The following is a 16,531-nucleotide window of genomic DNA, read 5'->3' on the forward strand; positions in this document are numbered from 1 at the left end:
GGCGGCGGGGCTTGCCCGTCACCGGTTCTTGGCGCGTTCCTGCGCGTCCAGCTCGCGCAGGAATGCCAGCTTCTGCTGGATTTTAGCCTCCAGGCCACGATCGGTCGGCCGATAGAAGGAAGGCTTGAGTCCATCAGGGAAATATTGCTCGCCCGCGGCGTAGCCGTGGGGCTCGTCGTGCGCGTAGCGGTAGGCCTTGCCGTGGCCCAGTTGTTTCATCAATTTGGTCGGCGCGTTGCGCAGGTGGATCGGCACCGGCGCGCTGCCGTGTTCCGCCGCGAACTTGCGCGCCTGGTTGTACGCGTTGTAGACGGCGTTGGACTTGGCGGCGCACGCCATGTAGACCACCGCCTGCGCCAGCGCGAGCTCGCCTTCGGGGGAACCGAGGCGCTCGTAGATGTCGGCGCCGTTTACCGCCAGATCCGTGGCGCGGGGGTCGGCCAGGCCGATGTCTTCGACCGCCATACGCACCAGGCGCCGCGACAGGTATTTGGGATCGGCGCCGCCGTCGATCATGCGGCAGAACCAGTACAGCGCCGCATCCGGATTGGAGCCGCGCACCGACTTGTGCAGCGCGCTGATCTGATCGTAGAAGGCGTCGCCGCCCTTGTCGAAGCGCCGCAGATTCTGCGACAGGGAGATTTCCAGCCAGGCGGCATCCACCGTGTCGCGTCCGGCGGACTGCGCCGATTCGGCCACGACTTCCACCGCGCTGATCAGCCGGCGCGCATCGCCATCGGCCCAGGCGGCCAGTTGTTCCCGCGCGTCCGGTTCGATGCGGATGGCCGCGCCGTCGTCTTGTCCTTCGTTGAGCGCCTGCACGGCGCGGTCAACCAGTTGCTGCAGCTCTTCGGCCGTCAGCGACTGCAACACGTAGACGCGCGCCCGCGACAGCAAGGCGGAGTTGACCTCGAACGAGGGATTTTCGGTCGTTGCGCCAATGAACGTGAACAGTCCGCTTTCGACATACGGCAGGAAGGCATCCTGCTGCGCCTTGTTGAAGCGGTGAACCTCGTCAACGAAAAGAATCGTGCGGCGGCCCTGGCCTTGCGCAATCTGCGCCACCGTCACGGCGTCGCGGATGTCTTTGACGCCGCCCAGCACGGCCGAGATGGCGATGAACTGCGCGTCGAAGCCGTCGGCCATCAGACGCGCCAGCGTGGTCTTGCCCACGCCCGGCGGCCCCCAGAAGATCATGGAGTGCGGACGGCCGGATTCGAAGGCGACGCGCAGCGGCTTGTCGGGTCCCAGCAGGTGCGACTGGCCGACCACGTCGGCCAGGGTGCGGGGACGCAGGCGTTCGGCCAGGGGAACGTAGGGCCGATGCGCAGGATCGGCCGCGAAGAGATCGTTGCTCATTGGCAGCAGATGAAGAAATACAGCAAGGATTTCAAGCCTGCATTACACCATGTCCGGCTCGGCCCCCTTGCTTGCCAGCCGCCCCGCGCGGCGGCAGCGCGCCAGGCCTACGCCAGTTCGGGCGGACCGAACCGTCGGTTGGCCAGCACGGGCAAGACCTTGCGCGCATGGGCCAGCCGTTCCGGGTCGATGTCCGCAAAGACCAGCGCGGGCGCTTCGCCGGCCCGCGCCGTGACGACGCCCAGCGGATCCACGACCATGCTGCACCCGATATTGCGTTCGCCGCATTCGCCGGTGGCCGCGACGTAGCAGGTGTTTTCCAACGCCCGGGCGGTGACCAGGACTTCCCAATGCATTTCCTTGAGCGGACCCCGCACCCAGGCGGCCGGCAGCACCAGCAGGTCGGCGCCGTCCAGCGCCAGCCGGCGGGCCAGTTCCGGAAAGCGCACGTCGTAGCAGGTCATCAGCCCCACGCGCAGCCCGGCGATGTCCAGCAGCGGCGGGATGTCGGTGCCGGCAGTGACATTGGTGGATTCCTTCATGGTGAAGGCGTCGTACAGGTGCAGCTTGCGGTACTGCGACAGGATCTGGCCGTCGCGGATGGTGACCAGCGTGTTCCACACGCGGCCCTCGCCCGTCGGCACGTGGACGCACATCATCGTGGCCAGGTCCGAACCGCGGCTGGCGTCGAGCAGACGCGTGATGAACGGGCCGTCCAGCGGCTGCGCGGCCTTGAGCACGATCTGCGGGTCGGTGATGTCGCGGGCCAGGATGCCTTCGGGCAGGACCAGCAGCCCCGCCCCGCCGGCGCGGGCGCGTTCCATCAGATCGATGCAGACCTGCGCGTTTTCTTCCCAGACGCGGCTGACGGCGAACTGGCCCAGGGCGACTTTCAGCATGGCTTTTCCTTTGTCGAAGCACGGACGCGCCCTGTGGGGCGCGCGCATGGACCTATTTTCCCACCGTCGGCGCGACCCGGGCTACGGGAAACTCCTAGCTCCCGCTTGTAAATTTCTTTCACGATAATGAAAAAATCCAGTTTTGACGTAAATATTTTCCATACCGGACCGCCGCCATGACCAACTCATCCTCCCCCGCAGCGCCGCTGGACGTGAACGGCAAAGGCCTGGGCGCGTTTCCCGAGTCCTGTACCACCGCCGACGTGGCGGCGCTCAACTGGAATCTGCTGAACGAAGACGTCAGCCTGCCCGTCGCCGTGCTGTACGAGGCGCGCGTGCGCCACAACCTGCAGTGGATGCAGCAGTTCATGGAGGCCTATCACGTCAAGCTGGCGCCGCACGGCAAGACGACGATGAGCCCGGCCCTGTTCAAGCGTCAGATCGACAACGGCGCGTGGGGCATCACGCTGGCCACCGCGCCGCAGGTGCTGGCGGCCTACCAGCACGGCGTGCGCCGGGTGCTGATGGCCAACCAGCTCGTGGGCCGCGCCAACATGGCCATCATTGCGCGGCTGCTGCAGGATCCCGCCTTTACGTTCTTCTGCATCGTGGATTCGGCCGCCAACGCCGCGCAACTGGGCAAGTTCTTCGGCGACCAGGGCAAGGTGCTGCCCGTGCTGATCGAACTGGGTCCGGCCGGTGGACGCACCGGCGTGCGCGATGACGCACAGTTGCAGGCCGTGGCCGACGAGATCGCCCGCTGGCCCGGCCTGGCGCTGGCCGGCATCGAAGTCTACGAAGGCGTATTGCAGGAAGAAGGCGCCATCCGCGCGTTCCTGCGCCGCGCCACGGATGCGCTGCGGGGCTTGGCCGCCGCAGGCCGCCTGCGCAAGAACGGGCCGGCCATCATCTCCGGCGCCGGTTCGGCCTGGTTCGACGTCGTGGCCGAGGAATTCTCGCAACTGGACATCGGCAGCCCGTTGGAAGTCGTGCTGCGTCCGGGTTGCTACCTGTCGCACGACGTGGGCATCTATCGCACCGCGGCCGAGCGGATCAACGCGCAGAACCCGGTGGCGCGCAAGATGGAACCCGGCTTGCAACCCGCCTTGCAGGTCTGGGCCTACGTGCAGTCGCTGCCCGAGCCCGGCCGCGCCATCATCGCGATGGGCAAGCGCGACGCCGCCTTTGACGCGGGCCTGCCCACTCCCGCCCTGCTGTACCGGCCCGGCTCGGTGCAGCCCGGCGCCGCGCCGTCGCACTGGAAGCTGTCCGCGATGATGGACCAGCACGCCTTCATGCAGGTGGGCGACGGCGACGACATCCAGGTCGGCGACATGATCGCCTTCGACATCTCGCATCCCTGCCTGACGTTCGACAAGTGGCGTCAGGTGCTGCTGGTGAATGAGCACTACGGCGTCACCGGCGTGGCCGAAACCTTCTTCTAGTCCCCCTGCCCGCGGCACCGCGCCAGGCCCCAAGGGGACCGCAGCATCCGGGCACCCGGCGCGCATCCGATTTCACGCGACAACCTGTTTCTGTTCCTCTGGAGAGAGAATCATGAACTTCCGTACCTCCCGGCGAGGCGGTGGGCTGAAGAGCCTGCTCGCGGCCGGCGCAATTGGCTTGACCGCTTTGTCGACCCCCGCCCTCTGTGCCACGCCGGTCAAGGGAGGCACGATCTCTGTCGCCACCATCGGCGAGCCGCCGACGCTGGACCCGATGACCAGCACCGCCGATCTGGTGGGCATCCTGACCCAGCATTTCTTCGAGACGCTGTACACCTTTGACGCCAAGTGGAACCTGACGCCGCTGCTGGCCGACAAGATGCCGGAAGTGTCCGCCGACGGACTGGTCTATACGATCCCGCTGCGCCAGGGCATCACGTTCCATGACGGCTCGAAGATGGATTCGTCCGACGTGCTGGCGTCGCTGAAGCGCTGGACCGAGACCGCCACGCGCGGCAAGATGGCCGCCAAGATCATCAGCGGCATCGAGGCCCCGGACGCCAACACGATCCGCATCACGCTCAAGCAGCCGTACGCGCCGCTGACCGCGCTGCTGGCCATGAACAACAGCGCCGCGGTCGTCATGCCCAAGGGCAAGATCGCGCCGTCCCTGACCGAATTTATCGGCACCGGTCCCTATCAACTCAAGGCCCGCGTGCCCGACCAGTACGTGCAACTGGTCCGCTTTGACGGCTACAAGCAGCGCGAAGGCGAGCCCAACGGCTACGGCGGCGCGCGCAAGCAGTACCTGGACGAGATCCGTTTCGTGCCGGTCAGCAACGCGAACACCCGCGTGGAAAGCGCGGTGGCCGGGCAGTTCGACTACGTGGACTCGCTGCCCGTGGAGTCGCTGCCCAAGCTGAAGAACGGCCGCTCCGATCCGGTCATGCTCAAGCCCTTCGGCTGGCCTCGCCTGGTGCTCAACACCAGGCAGGGCATCATGTCGAACCAGGCCGTGCGCCAGGCGGTGCAGCTGGCTCTGAACGAAGAAGACATGCTGTTCGCCGCGTTCGGCGACAAGAACTTCTACAAGCTCAACGGCGACCTGTATCCGGAAGGCTTCCCGTGGGCCACGTCGCTGGGCGGCAAGGTCTACAACAAGGGCGACGCTGCGGCGGCCAAGAAGCTTGTCGACAGCGCCAACGTGCAGGACCGCAAGATCCGCATCCTGACCAGCCAGCAGTACGAGTTCCATTACAAAATGGCGCTGGTTGCCGCCGAATACCTGAAGGCCGCCGGTTTCACGGTGGACATGCAGGTCGTGGATTGGGCCACGCTGACGCAACGCCGCCAGGATCCGGCCGTGTGGGACATTTTCATTACCCACAGCCCCTTCCTGCCTGAGCCCGCGCTGATCGACTTCCCGTCCAAGGACGCGCCGGGCTGGTGGGACACGCCGCGCCGCAATCAGGTGCTGGACGCCTTCAACCAGGCCGGGTCGCAGGAAGAGCGCGTCAAGCGCTGGGCCGATGTTCAGCAGGCCGTGTACGACGAAGTGCCGTTCATCAAGGTCGGCGACTTCAACGCGCAGGCCGCGCGCTCGCCGTCGCTGCAAGGCACCCAGGCAGTGCCGTGGCCGTACTTCTGGAACGCCTGGAAGGCGGCCAAGTAAGCCCGTGCCCCGGCGGGCGGCCGCTGCCGCCCGCCACCGCAGACCGCGCGATCCGCTCGCGCCCACGAGAATGATTTCCAGGACTTCACCGTGTTGCGTTATCTCTTGAATCGGCTGGTCGGGCTGGTGGCCGTGATGTTCATCGTCGCGACCATCGTGTTCGTCATCATCCGCCTCACGCCCGGCGACCCGGCCGCCGTGATGCTCGGCCCGCAGGCCAGCCAGCAGGACATCGCCGCCCTGCGCGCGCAGCTGGGGCTGGACCAGCCCGTGGCGATGCAGTACGTGTCGTGGCTGGGCAAGCTGCTGCAGGGCGACCTGGGCCAGTCCATCTTCATGAACAAGCCGGTGCTGGCGGCGCTGGCCGACCGCGCCGAACCCACGATCCTGCTGACGCTGATGTCGCTATTGATCGCCAGTGCCATCGCGCTGCCTGTCGGGATTCTGTCGGCGGTCAAACGCGGCACCACGCTGGACCAGTCGGTGCTGTCGTTCTCGATGTTCACATCCAGCGTGCCGAGCTTCTGGCTGGGGCTGCTGCTGATGCAGGTATTCTCCGTGAAACTGGGCTGGCTGCCGGTGGCCGGCTATGGCGGGCCGGACGCCTCGCTGGCCACGCGCCTGTCGCACCTGATCCTGCCTGCGGTCGTGCTGGGACTGGTGAATTCGGCGCTGATTACCCGCTTCATCCGCGCCAGCATGCTGGACGTGCTGCGCGACGACTACGTGCGCACGGCGCGCGCCAAGGGGCTGCCGGAACGCAAGGTCATCCTGAAGCATGCGGTGCGCAACGCCCTGATTCCGATCCTGACGGTGCTTGGATTGACCACAGCGCTGCTCATCAGCGGCGCCGTGGTGACCGAGACCGTGTTCGGCCTGCCCGGCGTGGGCAGCCTGGTGGTGTCGGCCGTGCTGCGGCGGGATTATCCGGTCATCCAGGGCGCGTTGCTGATCATCGCGGCCATCTACGTGCTGATCAATCTGTTCATCGACCTGCTGTACCTCGTGGTCGACCCCCGCGTGCGTTACTGAGCCATCGACATGACGACTGCAACTTCCATGAATCCCGGCTCGGACCGCTGGCAGGTCCTGCGCCTGCTGGTGGCGCGCAAGACGGTGCTGATCAGTCTCATCGTGATCGTGGTGCTGGCGGCCGCCGCGCTGCTGGCGCCGTGGATCAGCCCCTACGATCCGTTCAAGCTGTCCATCATGAACCGCCTGAAGGCGCCTGGCGCCGCGCACTGGTTCGGCACCGACGACTTCGGCCGCGACGTGTTCAGCCGCGTCATCCACGGCGGACGGCTGTCGCTGATGGTCGGCTTTTCCGTCGTCATCCTGTCCAGCGTCTTGGGCATCGCGCTGGGACTGATCGCCGGGTTCTTCCGCACCGCCGACAAGTTCGTGTCGCGGCTGATCGACGCGATGATGGCGTTTCCCGACATCCTGCTGGCGATCTCGCTGGTGGCTGCGCTGGGGCCGTCGCTGGTCAACGTGGTGATCGCGCTGGGCATCGTGTACACGCCGCGCCTGGCGCGCATCGTACGGGCCTCGACGCTCGTGATCCGCGAGCTGCCCTTTGTGGAAGCGGCCCGCGCGCTGGGCGTGCCCACGTGGCGCATCGTCACCGTGCACGTGCTGCGCAACCTGGTGTCGCCGATTCTGGTGCAAGGCACCTTCATCTTCGCGTACGCGATTCTGGCCGAAGCGGGCCTGTCGTTTCTGGGCGTGGGCGTGTCGCCCGACATTCCGACCTGGGGCACCATGATCAACGCCGGCCAGCAGTACATGGGCTCGGCGGACTGGATCATGATCTTTCCCGGCATCGCCATCGTGCTGTCCGTGCTGTCGCTGCAACTGGTGGGCGACGGCCTGCGCGACGTTCTCGATCCGCGCCTGCGCAAGGAGCTGTAAACATGACCGCAAGCACCCGAGACATCGTGCTGTCGGTGGAAGGCCTGAAGACCTGGTTCCACAGCCGCGACGGCATCGCCAAGTCGGTGGACGGCGTCACCTTCGACCTCGCCCGCGGCGAGACGCTGGCCATCGTCGGTGAATCCGGTTCCGGCAAGTCCGTGACCAGCCTGTCCATCATGGGCCTCTTGCCCAAGCCGGCGGGCCGCATCGAGGCCGGCAAGATCCTGTTCCGCGACCGCCAGGGCGTCCAGCACGATCTGGCGCACGCCACGCCCGCCACGCTGCAACGCATCCGCGGCGCCGAGATCGCGATGATCTTCCAGGAGCCCATGACCAGCCTGAACCCGCTGTACACCGTGGGCGACCAGATCGCCGAGGCGGTGCTGCAGCACGAAGGGGGTTCGCGCGCCGCGGCATTGAAGCGCGCCCGCGAGATGCTGGAGCGCGTGGAGATCCCGGCGGCCGACCGCCGCGTCAACGAGTACCCGCATCAGATGTCGGGCGGCATGCGCCAGCGCGTGATGATCGCGCTGGCCCTGGCGTGCAATCCCGCCGTGCTGATCGCCGACGAACCCACGACGGCGCTGGACGTGACGGTGCAGGCGCAGATCCTGGACCTGCTGCGCCGCCTGCAGGCCGAGATGAACATGAGCATCCTCTTCATCACGCACAACCTGGGCGTGGTGGCCGAGATCGCGCATCGCGTGGCCGTCATGTACGCCGGGCGCGTGGTCGAGGACGCCGGCGTCTACGACCTGTTCGAAAAGCCCACGCATCCCTACACGCGCGGCCTGCTGTCCTGTCTGCCGACCGCCGCGCTGCTGGCATCCGGTGAGCGCCTGCGCGCCATTCCCGGCAACGTGCCCAGCGTGCTGTCGCTGCCGGCCGGCTGCACGTTTGCGCCGCGCTGCCCGTTGGCGGCGGACGACTGCCGCGCCGGCGTCCCCGACCTGGTGACGGTACAGGCCGAACACCGCGCGCGCTGCATCAAGGTGAATCCGCTATGACGAGCATTCCGACTCCCCGCGCCGCCGAGCCGCTGGTGCGCATCGACGACCTGAAGGTCCACTTTCCGACTTCGCAGTCACGCAACGCCCCCGTCGTGCGCGCCGTGGACGGCGTGAGCTTCGACGTGCCGCGCAACACCATCGTCGGCCTGGTCGGCGAATCCGGGTCCGGCAAGACCACCACCGGCCGCGCGCTGCTGCGCCTGTTCGCGCCCACCGCGGGTCGCATCGTGTTCGACGGGCATGACATCACTAAGCTGAACGAAAAGCAGATGCTGCCGTGGCGCCGCCGCATGCAGATCGTGTTTCAGGACCCGTACGCCAGCCTGAATCCGCGTATGACGGTGGCCGAAATTCTGGGCGAGGCGCTGGACACGCACAAGCTGGCGCAGAACCGCCGCGCCGAGCGGATCGGCGAACTCCTGGAACGCGTGGGCCTGAATGCGGACCACAGCCGCCGCTATCCGCACGAATTTTCCGGCGGTCAGCGCCAGCGCATCGGCATCGCCCGCGCGCTGGCGGTTGAGCCGGACTTCATCGTGGCCGATGAACCCGTATCCGCGCTGGACGTGTCGGTGCAGGCGCAGGTGCTTAACCTGCTGCAGGACCTGCAACGCGACCTGGGCCTGACCATGCTGTTCGTAGCGCATGACCTGGCCGTGGTGGATTACCTGTGCGACGACGTCGTGGTGATGTACCTGGGCCGCGTCATGGAACGCGGGCCGACCAGCGAGGTCTACGCCCGCCCCCGCCATCCCTACACGCGCGCGCTGTTGTCTGCCGCGCCCGTGCCGGATCCGCGCGCCCCGCGTTCGCGTATCCTCCTGAAGGGCGATATCCCGAGCCCGGTGAACCCGCCTTCCGGCTGCGTGTTCCGCACGCGCTGCCCGCACGCCATCGACGCCTGTGCCGCGGCCGTGCCGCCGGCCGTCGGCGTCAGCGCGGACCACTACGTGTCCTGCATCCGACTCGACGATCCCGCGCTCGCGGGCTGAGCCCGCCCGAATTGATCCAGGAATCACACATGAACATCATCCGCGACATCGTCTTCCAGATACGCAGTCGGCGGGACGCATTGAGCGTGACCGAACGCAAGGTGGCCGACGCCATTCTGGACGACATCATCTGGAGCGCAAGCGCCACCGTGGACCAGCTTGCCGCCAAGGCCGGCGTCAGCATCGCCACCATCTCGCGCTTTGCGCGCACGGTGGGCTGCGACGACACGCGCGACCTGAAGATGAAGCTGGCGCAGGCCAGCACGGTGGGCAGCCGCTTTCTGGATCCCAGCGCGCCGGCCGAAGAAAGCACCTTCTACGCCCGCATCTACGCCGACATCGAAAGTACATTGCGCGCGCATCTGCCGGCCTTCACCGAGCAGCTGTTCGAAGCGGCCGCGTCCATCGTGGACGGGGCGCGCATGATCTACGTCTTCGGCATGGGCGGCGCATCCGCGGTGCTGGCGCAGGAAGTGCAGTCGCGCCTGGTGCGGCTGGGCTATCCCATTGCTGTCTACAGCGACGCCGTGCTGCTGCGCATGGTGGCGGCCACGCTGGATGAACGCGACGCCGTACTGGTACTGTCGGCATCGGGCCTCACGCCTGAAATCGTGGGCGCGGCGCGCATCGTCAAGCAGTACCGCGCCAGCATCGTCGCCATCACGGACGCCTCGTCCGAACTGGCGAAACTGGCCGACGTCGTGCTGCCCATCCGCACCGACGAAACCGACTTCATCTACAAGCCCTCGGCCTCGCGCTACGCGATGATGCTGGCCATCGACCTGCTGTCGACCGAACTGGCCATGCTGAACCAGGAAGAAAACCGAGAACGCCTGCGCCGCATCAAGCTGGCGCTGGACGAGCACCGCGGCGGACCGAACCGCCTGCCGTTGGGCGATTGATCTGGAAACCAAGATGTACGACACCCTCATAGGCAACGTCCGGATCCTGGACGGCTCCGGCGGTCCGGAAATCCGCGCCAGCGTGGCGCTGGAAGGCGGCCGCATTGCCGCCATCGGCGACCTGCCTGGCGCCCCGGCGCGTCAGATCATCGACGGCACCGACCTGGCGCTGGCCCCAGGCTTCATCGACGTCCACACGCACGACGACACCAACGTCATCCGCACGCCGGACATGCTGCCCAAGCTGTCCCAGGGTGTGACGACGGTGGTCGTGGGCAATTGCGGCATCAGCGCCTCGCCGGTGTCGCTGCGCGGCGATCCGCCCGACCCGATGAACCTGCTGGGCAAGCGCGAGGACTTCCGCTACGCCACCTTTGCCGACTACACCCGCGCCATCGAGGCCGCGGGGCCGGCGGTGAATGTGGCCGCGCTGGTCGGGCACACCGCCTTGCGCAGCAATCACATGGACCGGCTGGACCGGGCGGCGACGCGGGAAGAAGTGCTGGCGATGCGCGAACAGTTGCGCGATGCGTTGGCGCACGGCGCGATCGGCCTGAGCACGGGCCTGGCCTATGCATCGGCGTTCGAGGCGGATACGGCCGAGGTCAAGCTGCTGGCCGAGGCGTTGGACGAGTTCGGCGCGCTGTACACGACGCATCTGCGCTCGGAGTTCGCCGCCATCCTGGAGGCCATGCAGGAAGCCTTCGACATCGCCCTGCATGCGCGCGTGCCGGTGGTGGTGTCGCACCTGAAATGCGCGGGCGCCGGCAATTGGGGCCGCACGAAAGAGGTGCTGTTCGCGCTGGAGAACGCGGGGCGCATGCAGCACGTGGGCTGCGACTGCTATCCGTATTCGGCCAGTTCGTCGACGCTGGACTTAAAGCAGGTCACGGACGAATTCGACATCGACATCACGTGGTCCGAGCCGCATCCGGAACAGGCGCGCCGCAAGCTCGCGGCCATCGCGGCCGACTGGGGCGTGACGCTGCTGGAAGCGGCAAAGCGGCTTCAACCGGCCGGTGCGGTGTATCACAACATGCACGAGGACGACGTGCGCCGTGTGCTGTCGCACCGCCTCACGATGGTCGGATCAGACGGCCTGCCGAACGATCCCATGCCGCATCCACGGTTGTGGGGCGCCTTTCCCCGCGTGCTGGGCCACTACAGCCGCGACGTGGGCCTGTTTCCGCTGGCTCAGGCCGTGCACAAGATGACCGGCCTGTCCGCCGCGCGCTTCGGCCTGGCCGGGCGCGGCTTCGTGCGTGAGGGTTATCACGCTGACTTGGTGCTGTTCAACCCCGACACCGTCATCGACAGCGCCACTTTCGCTGAGCCCGTCCAGACTGCGGCAGGCATCGAGGCGGTGTGGGTCAACGGCGTCCTGTCTTACCGCAAGGGCCGGGCCACCGGCGAGCGCGCCGGCCGTTGGCTGCCGCGCAGCGGCGACCTGCGAAAGTCTTACCCCGATCTATCGGCCGCCTGACCGCGGCGGCATCCGGACATCTTCAAGGAGAACCATCCCATGAGCGCTACCCCCACTCCCGACAACAACGGCATCACCCGCTACGGCGTGGCCGGTGGCACCGGCCAGGGCGGCTCGCACATGCCCTTCGCCCGGGCTGTCGCCGCGGACGGCTGGCTGTATGTGTCCGGCCAGGTGCCGATGGACAACGGCGAAGTGATCGAAGGCGGCATCGTCGCGCAAAGCCACAAGGCCATCCAGCAGGTGCTGGCGATCCTGCAGGAAGCCGGCTACGGTCCCGAACACGTCGTGCGCTGCGGCGTCTGGCTGGACGACGCGCGGGATTTTGCGTCGTTCAACAAGGTGTTCAAGGAGTACTTCGGCGCGAATCCGCCAGCGCGTGCCTGCGTGCAGTCGAGCCTGGTCGTGGACGCCAAGGTGGAAGTCGACTGCGTCGCGTATAGGAGCCCCCACGCCGCGACCACCAACGTGGTCTAGCTGCCCCCAAAGGGGGCTGCCCCGCCTTGGGGCGGCCCGGCGGCGGGGCGCATGCTAACGGAAGGTGTCTGACACCGCCGTCAAAACGAAAATGCCCGGTTTTCACCGGGCATTCTGCATTGGGCTGGAGCCAGCACCGCGCTACATCTTCACCACGTCCACGCCCTTGGGCGCGGTGAACTGAAATTCCTTGGCGGGCAGTTGCGGGTTGGCCTGAATGCCTGACAGGTCCACGCGCGTGGTTTGCCCGAACGAATCCAGCAGTTCCACGCGCACCGGCAGGTTGTTCTTCATACCGATGTCCACGCGCGAGAACCCGGCGTCGGCCGTGCGCGGCTTGGCGCGCAGCCAATCCACGCCGTCCTTGGCGGGCAACGCGGACACGTCGAAGGATTGCTCGAGCGATCCCGAGCCAAAGAGAATGGCCGCAGGCGAAGTGCCGATGGCGGCGTCAACCTTGCGCTCGGTGACCTGTGCCAGGTCCGGGTCGAACTGGAACACCTGGCGGCCGTCGGAAATGACCAGCTGCTCATAGGGCTTTTGCACGGCCCACTTGAACTTGCCGGGCCGCTGGAACGAGAACACGCCGGTCTGCGCGGGCTGCGTCCGGCCCTGATCGTTCACGGTGTATTGCGAGAACGATCCCGTGGCCGACGTGACCGTGGTCACGAAGGCGCGCAATTGCTCCTGCGCGCTGGCGGCCAGCACCAAGGTCGGCGACAGGCCCAGAACCGCAACGGCGGCCAGGCGTTGATACGTCTTCATCATGCTTCCTCTCGGGCGGCGGCTGCGGGAACCAGGATCTCGCGGTTCCCATTGGACTGCATCGCCGACACCATACCCGATTGCTCCATCTGCTCGAGTAACCGGGCCGCACGGTTGTAACCAATACGCAGGTGACGCTGCACCAGCGAGATCGACGCGCGGCGATGCTTGAGCACGACTTCGCAGGCCTGGTCGTACATCGGGTCTGATTCCGCGTCGCCGCCGATGCCCGTGACGCTGCTGGCGCCCTCGGCGCCGTCGCCGTCCAGGCCGCCTTCCAGGAGGCCCTCGACGTAATTGGGCTCACCCTGCGACTTCAGGCTCTCGACCACGCGATGGACTTCGTCGTCGCTGCAGAAAGCGCCGTGCACCCGCACCGGCAGGCCCGTGCCCGGCGGCATGTACAGCATGTCGCCCTGACCCAGCAGCGTTTCCGCACCCATCTGGTCAAGAATGGTGCGCGAGTCGATCTTGGACGACACCTGGAACGCGATGCGGGTCGGAATATTGGCCTTGATGAGGCCGGTGATCACGTCCACGCTGGGACGCTGCGTGGCCAGGATGAGGTGGATGCCGGCGGCGCGCGCCTTCTGCGCCAAGCGGGCGATGAGTTCTTCGATCTTCTTGCCGACGACCATCATCAGGTCGGCGAGCTCGTCGATGACGACCACGATGGTCGGCAGCGGCGACAGCGGCTCGGGCTGATCGGGCGTCAGCGAGAACGGATTGGGGATCGGCTCTTCGCGCTTGATCGCATCGCGGATCTTGGTGTTGTAGCCGGCCAGGTTGCGCACGCCCATCTTGCTCATCAGGCGATAGCGCTTTTCCATTTCGCCCACGCACCAGTTCAGCGCGTTGGACGCCTGGCGCATGTCGGTGACGACCGGCGCCAGCAAATGCGGGATGCCTTCATAGACGCTCATTTCGAGCATCTTGGGATCGATCAGGATCAGGCGGGTGTGCGAGGCGTCGGCCTTGTACAGCAGCGACAGGATCATCGCGTTGATCCCGACGGACTTGCCCGACCCGGTTGTGCCGGCCACCAGCAGGTGAGGCATCTTGGCCAGATCGGCCACCACCGGATTGCCGGCGATATCCTTGCCCAGCGCCATGGTGACGACGGAATGGCTGGCGTGGTAGGTCTGCGAACCCAGGATCTCGGACAGGCGCACCATCTGGCGGCGAGGATTGGGCAGTTCCAGCCCCATCAGATTCTTGCCGGGAATCGTTTCAACAACGCGGATGCTGACCAGGCTGAGCGCCCGCGCCAGGTCCTTGGCCAGGTTGACGATCTGGCTGCCCTTCACGCCGGTGGCCGGTTCGATCTCGTAGCGGGTGATGACCGGGCCGGCCTGCGCGGCGACCACGGTGACCGACACGCCGAAGTCGGCCAGCTTCTTTTCGATGAGGCGCGAGGTGAATTCGATGGTCTCGGCCGAGACGGTTTCCTGATTGTTCAGGGGCGGATCGAGCAGACCGAGGGTGGGCAGGTCGCCTTCGGCGCCGCCCGTGGGCGGGAAGAACAGCGATTGCTGCTTTTCCTTTTCAACGCGCTCGGACTTGGGCACGACGGTGATGGCCGGTTCAATACGCACCGGCTGCTCGTGCACCAGCTTTTCCTGCTTGGCCACGACCTGTTCGGTGCGCACGGCCTTGGCGACTTCGCCGACCTTGCGGTCCTGACGCGCGGTATACGAATTGCGCATCTTGCGGACCAGGCCTTCCAGCCAGGAACCGACGCGCTCGGCCACCGCCAGCCACGAAAACGAGAAAAACAGGCTGAGCCCGATGGCCAGCATGACCAGGAAGGCCAGCGTGGCGCCGGTAAAGCCGATGCTGCTGCCGATCAGGCCGGCCAGCATCTGGCCGATGACCCCGCCCGCGCCGCTGGCCGTTTCCGAGGCGCCCGGCAGGTGCGTGCCGCGGCTAGCCAGGCGCAGGGCTTCCATGCCCAGCGAGCCCACCATCAGCAGAAAGAAGCCGATGCCCTCTTCCCAATGAACACGCGGCAGCACTTCGGGCTGCTTGCTATTGGCCACGCGCAACTGCGCGGCCAGCCGCCGGTAACCGGCGCGCACGCGGTGCAGCAGCAGGATGACCCACCACCAGGCGGAAAAACCGAATAGATAAAGGAGGATGTCCGCCAGATAGGCGCCCAGGCGTCCCCCCTGGTTGCGAACGACATCGCCCGGAACCGAGTGCGACCAGCCAGGGTCGGACGCGCTCCAGGTGGCGAGCACCAGGGTAAGCCAGGCCGCCAGGGCGGCAAATAGGATCCAGCGGGCTTCGCGCAGCAACGCGGAAATGCGCGTTTGCAGCGGTGAAGGTCCGTTGCGGGTGTTGCGCGAGGCGCGCGGAGAAGCAGTCGAGATACGCGGCATGCGGCTCATTATAATTGGGCGTTACCCTAAAGATACCTGCCCATGTCCACGCCTACGCACGCTAAAGTTTTGATACTCGGTTCCGGCCCCGCCGGTTACACGGCGGCCGTCTATGCGGCACGCGCCAATCTTAACCCTGTTCTTGTTACAGGTTTGGCCCAAGGCGGCCAGCTCATGACCACCACGGACGTCGACAATTGGCCGGCCGACGCGGATGGCGTGCAGGGCCCCGATCTGATGCAACGCTTCCAGAAGCACGCCGAACGCTTCAACACGGAAATGCTGTTCGACCACATCGCCAAGGTCGACCTCTCCAAGCGTCCCTTCACCTTGACCGGCGACACCGGCAAGATCTACACCTGCGACGCGCTGATCATCGCGACCGGCGCCTCGGCCAAATACCTGGGCCTGCCGTCCGAACAGTCCTTCATGGGCCGCGGCGTGTCGGGCTGCGCCACTTGCGACGGTTTCTTCTACCGCAACCAGGACGTGGTCGTGGTCGGTGGCGGCAACACCGCCGTCGAGGAAGCCCTGTACCTGTCCAACATCTGCCGCAAGGTCACGCTGATCCACCGCCGCGACAAGTTCCGCGCCGAGCCCATCCTGGTCGACAAGCTGATGAGCAAGGTCGAAAACGGCAACATGGAGCTCAAGCTCTTCCACACGCTGGAAGAAGTGCTGGGCGACGACAGCGGCGTGACCGGCGTGCGTGTTCGCCACGTGGACACCGGCACGACCGAAGACATGCCGGTCACCGGCGCGTTCATCGCCATCGGCCACCAGCCCAACACAGAAATCTTCCAGGGCCAGCTCGAAATGAAAGACGGCTACATCGTCACCAAGAGCGGCCTGTCCGGCATGGCCACCATGACCTCGGTGCCCGGCGTGTTTGCCGCCGGCGACGTGCAGGACCACGTCTACCGCCAGGCCATCACCAGCGCCGGCACGGGCTGCATGGCCGCCCTGGACGCCCAACGGTGGTTGGAGAATGCGGGGCAATAAGGTCGGCGTGGCCGACCTGAAACGCCTGAAGAAAGACCTGCAGGAAGAGCGCGAGCGCGCCGCCCTCGCCCCGCAACGGGCGGCGGCAGCGTCCGCGCGCGCGCCATCGCCCCCCGAGGACGATCTGGCGGCGTTCAAGCGTTCGATGAAGTCCGTCACGCCGATCCGGCACACGGAACGCGTCTCGCACAGGCCCCCCGCGGAACCCGCGCCCGCCCTGCGCCGCGCCA

At 66.6% G+C, this 16,531-nt stretch carries 14 protein-coding genes and 1 pseudogene; 11 read left to right on the forward strand and 4 right to left on the reverse strand.

Annotated elements, in window-relative coordinates; all coding sequences use genetic code 11:
* Positions 1–18: 18 nt before the first annotated feature.
* Complete coding sequence (locus tag B3446_RS12625) at positions 19–1,359, reverse strand: replication-associated recombination protein A (protein WP_056568621.1); 1,341 nt, start codon at positions 1,357–1,359, stop codon at positions 19–21.
* Positions 1,360–1,466: 107 nt separating this feature from the next.
* The gene (locus B3446_RS12630) at positions 1,467–2,258 is read right to left on the reverse strand and encodes a deaminated glutathione amidase (RefSeq protein WP_291381456.1); all 792 of its coding nucleotides are present in this window, start codon (positions 2,256–2,258) and stop codon (positions 1,467–1,469) included.
* 176 nt (positions 2,259–2,434) lie between these two features.
* On the opposite strand from B3446_RS12630, the gene B3446_RS12635 reads away from it, so the two are divergent.
* The 9 genes from B3446_RS12635 (at position 2,435) to B3446_RS12675 (ending at position 12,153) form a co-directional block, all read left to right on the forward strand.
* The gene (locus B3446_RS12635) at positions 2,435–3,703 is read left to right on the forward strand and encodes an amino acid deaminase (RefSeq protein ID WP_291381458.1); all 1,269 of its coding nucleotides are present in this window, start codon (positions 2,435–2,437) and stop codon (positions 3,701–3,703) included.
* A 112-nt stretch (positions 3,704–3,815) separates the two neighbouring features.
* Positions 3,816–5,375, forward strand: a complete 1,560-nt coding sequence (locus B3446_RS12640) for an ABC transporter substrate-binding protein (RefSeq protein ID WP_291381460.1) — start codon at positions 3,816–3,818, stop codon at positions 5,373–5,375.
* A 90-nt stretch (positions 5,376–5,465) separates the two neighbouring features.
* The gene (locus tag B3446_RS12645; RefSeq protein ID WP_175184149.1) at positions 5,466–6,407 is read left to right on the forward strand and encodes an ABC transporter permease; all 942 of its coding nucleotides are present in this window, start codon (positions 5,466–5,468) and stop codon (positions 6,405–6,407) included.
* A gap of 9 nt (positions 6,408–6,416) precedes the next feature.
* The gene (locus tag B3446_RS12650; protein ID WP_191577677.1) at positions 6,417–7,286 is read left to right on the forward strand and encodes an ABC transporter permease; all 870 of its coding nucleotides are present in this window, start codon (positions 6,417–6,419) and stop codon (positions 7,284–7,286) included.
* A 2-nt stretch (positions 7,287–7,288) separates the two neighbouring features.
* The gene (locus B3446_RS12655; protein ID WP_291381463.1) at positions 7,289–8,296 is read left to right on the forward strand and encodes an ABC transporter ATP-binding protein; all 1,008 of its coding nucleotides are present in this window, start codon (positions 7,289–7,291) and stop codon (positions 8,294–8,296) included.
* Positions 8,293–9,291, forward strand: coding sequence for an ABC transporter ATP-binding protein (locus tag B3446_RS12660; RefSeq protein ID WP_291381465.1), 999 nt, complete (start codon positions 8,293–8,295; stop codon positions 9,289–9,291). Before B3446_RS12655 ends, B3446_RS12660 begins: the two co-directional genes overlap by 4 nt.
* A 29-nt stretch (positions 9,292–9,320) precedes the next feature.
* The gene (locus B3446_RS12665) at positions 9,321–10,193 is read left to right on the forward strand and encodes a MurR/RpiR family transcriptional regulator (RefSeq protein ID WP_175123132.1); all 873 of its coding nucleotides are present in this window, start codon (positions 9,321–9,323) and stop codon (positions 10,191–10,193) included.
* Positions 10,194–10,206: 13 nt separating this feature from the next.
* The gene (locus B3446_RS12670) at positions 10,207–11,676 is read left to right on the forward strand and encodes an N-acyl-D-amino-acid deacylase family protein (protein WP_291381467.1); all 1,470 of its coding nucleotides are present in this window, start codon (positions 10,207–10,209) and stop codon (positions 11,674–11,676) included.
* A 39-nt stretch (positions 11,677–11,715) separates the two neighbouring features.
* Complete coding sequence (locus B3446_RS12675) at positions 11,716–12,153, forward strand: RidA family protein (RefSeq protein ID WP_175123134.1); 438 nt, start codon at positions 11,716–11,718, stop codon at positions 12,151–12,153.
* A 141-nt stretch (positions 12,154–12,294) separates the two neighbouring features.
* On the opposite strand, the gene lolA is transcribed toward B3446_RS12675, so the two are convergent.
* Entirely contained in the window at positions 12,295–12,921 is a 627-nt protein-coding gene (lolA, locus tag B3446_RS12680; RefSeq protein WP_409558275.1) for an outer membrane lipoprotein chaperone LolA, read from the reverse strand.
* Complete coding sequence (locus B3446_RS12685) at positions 12,918–15,299, reverse strand: DNA translocase FtsK (RefSeq protein ID WP_175123135.1); 2,382 nt, start codon at positions 15,297–15,299, stop codon at positions 12,918–12,920. Before B3446_RS12685 ends, lolA begins: the two co-directional genes overlap by 4 nt.
* Positions 15,300–15,341: 42 nt before the next feature.
* Between B3446_RS12685 and trxB the strand changes: the two genes are divergently transcribed.
* Entirely contained in the window at positions 15,342–16,301 is a 960-nt protein-coding gene (trxB, locus tag B3446_RS12690; protein WP_291381471.1) for a thioredoxin-disulfide reductase, read from the forward strand.
* Positions 16,288–16,531: pseudogene (locus B3446_RS12695) on the forward strand (DNA mismatch repair protein MutS); the annotation flags it as partial. The gene trxB and the pseudogene B3446_RS12695, both read left to right, overlap by 14 nt.

It is taken from the genome of Achromobacter sp. UBA5777, from assembly GCF_002418565.1.
Lineage (GTDB): Bacteria > Pseudomonadota > Gammaproteobacteria > Burkholderiales > Burkholderiaceae_B > Achromobacter > Achromobacter animicus.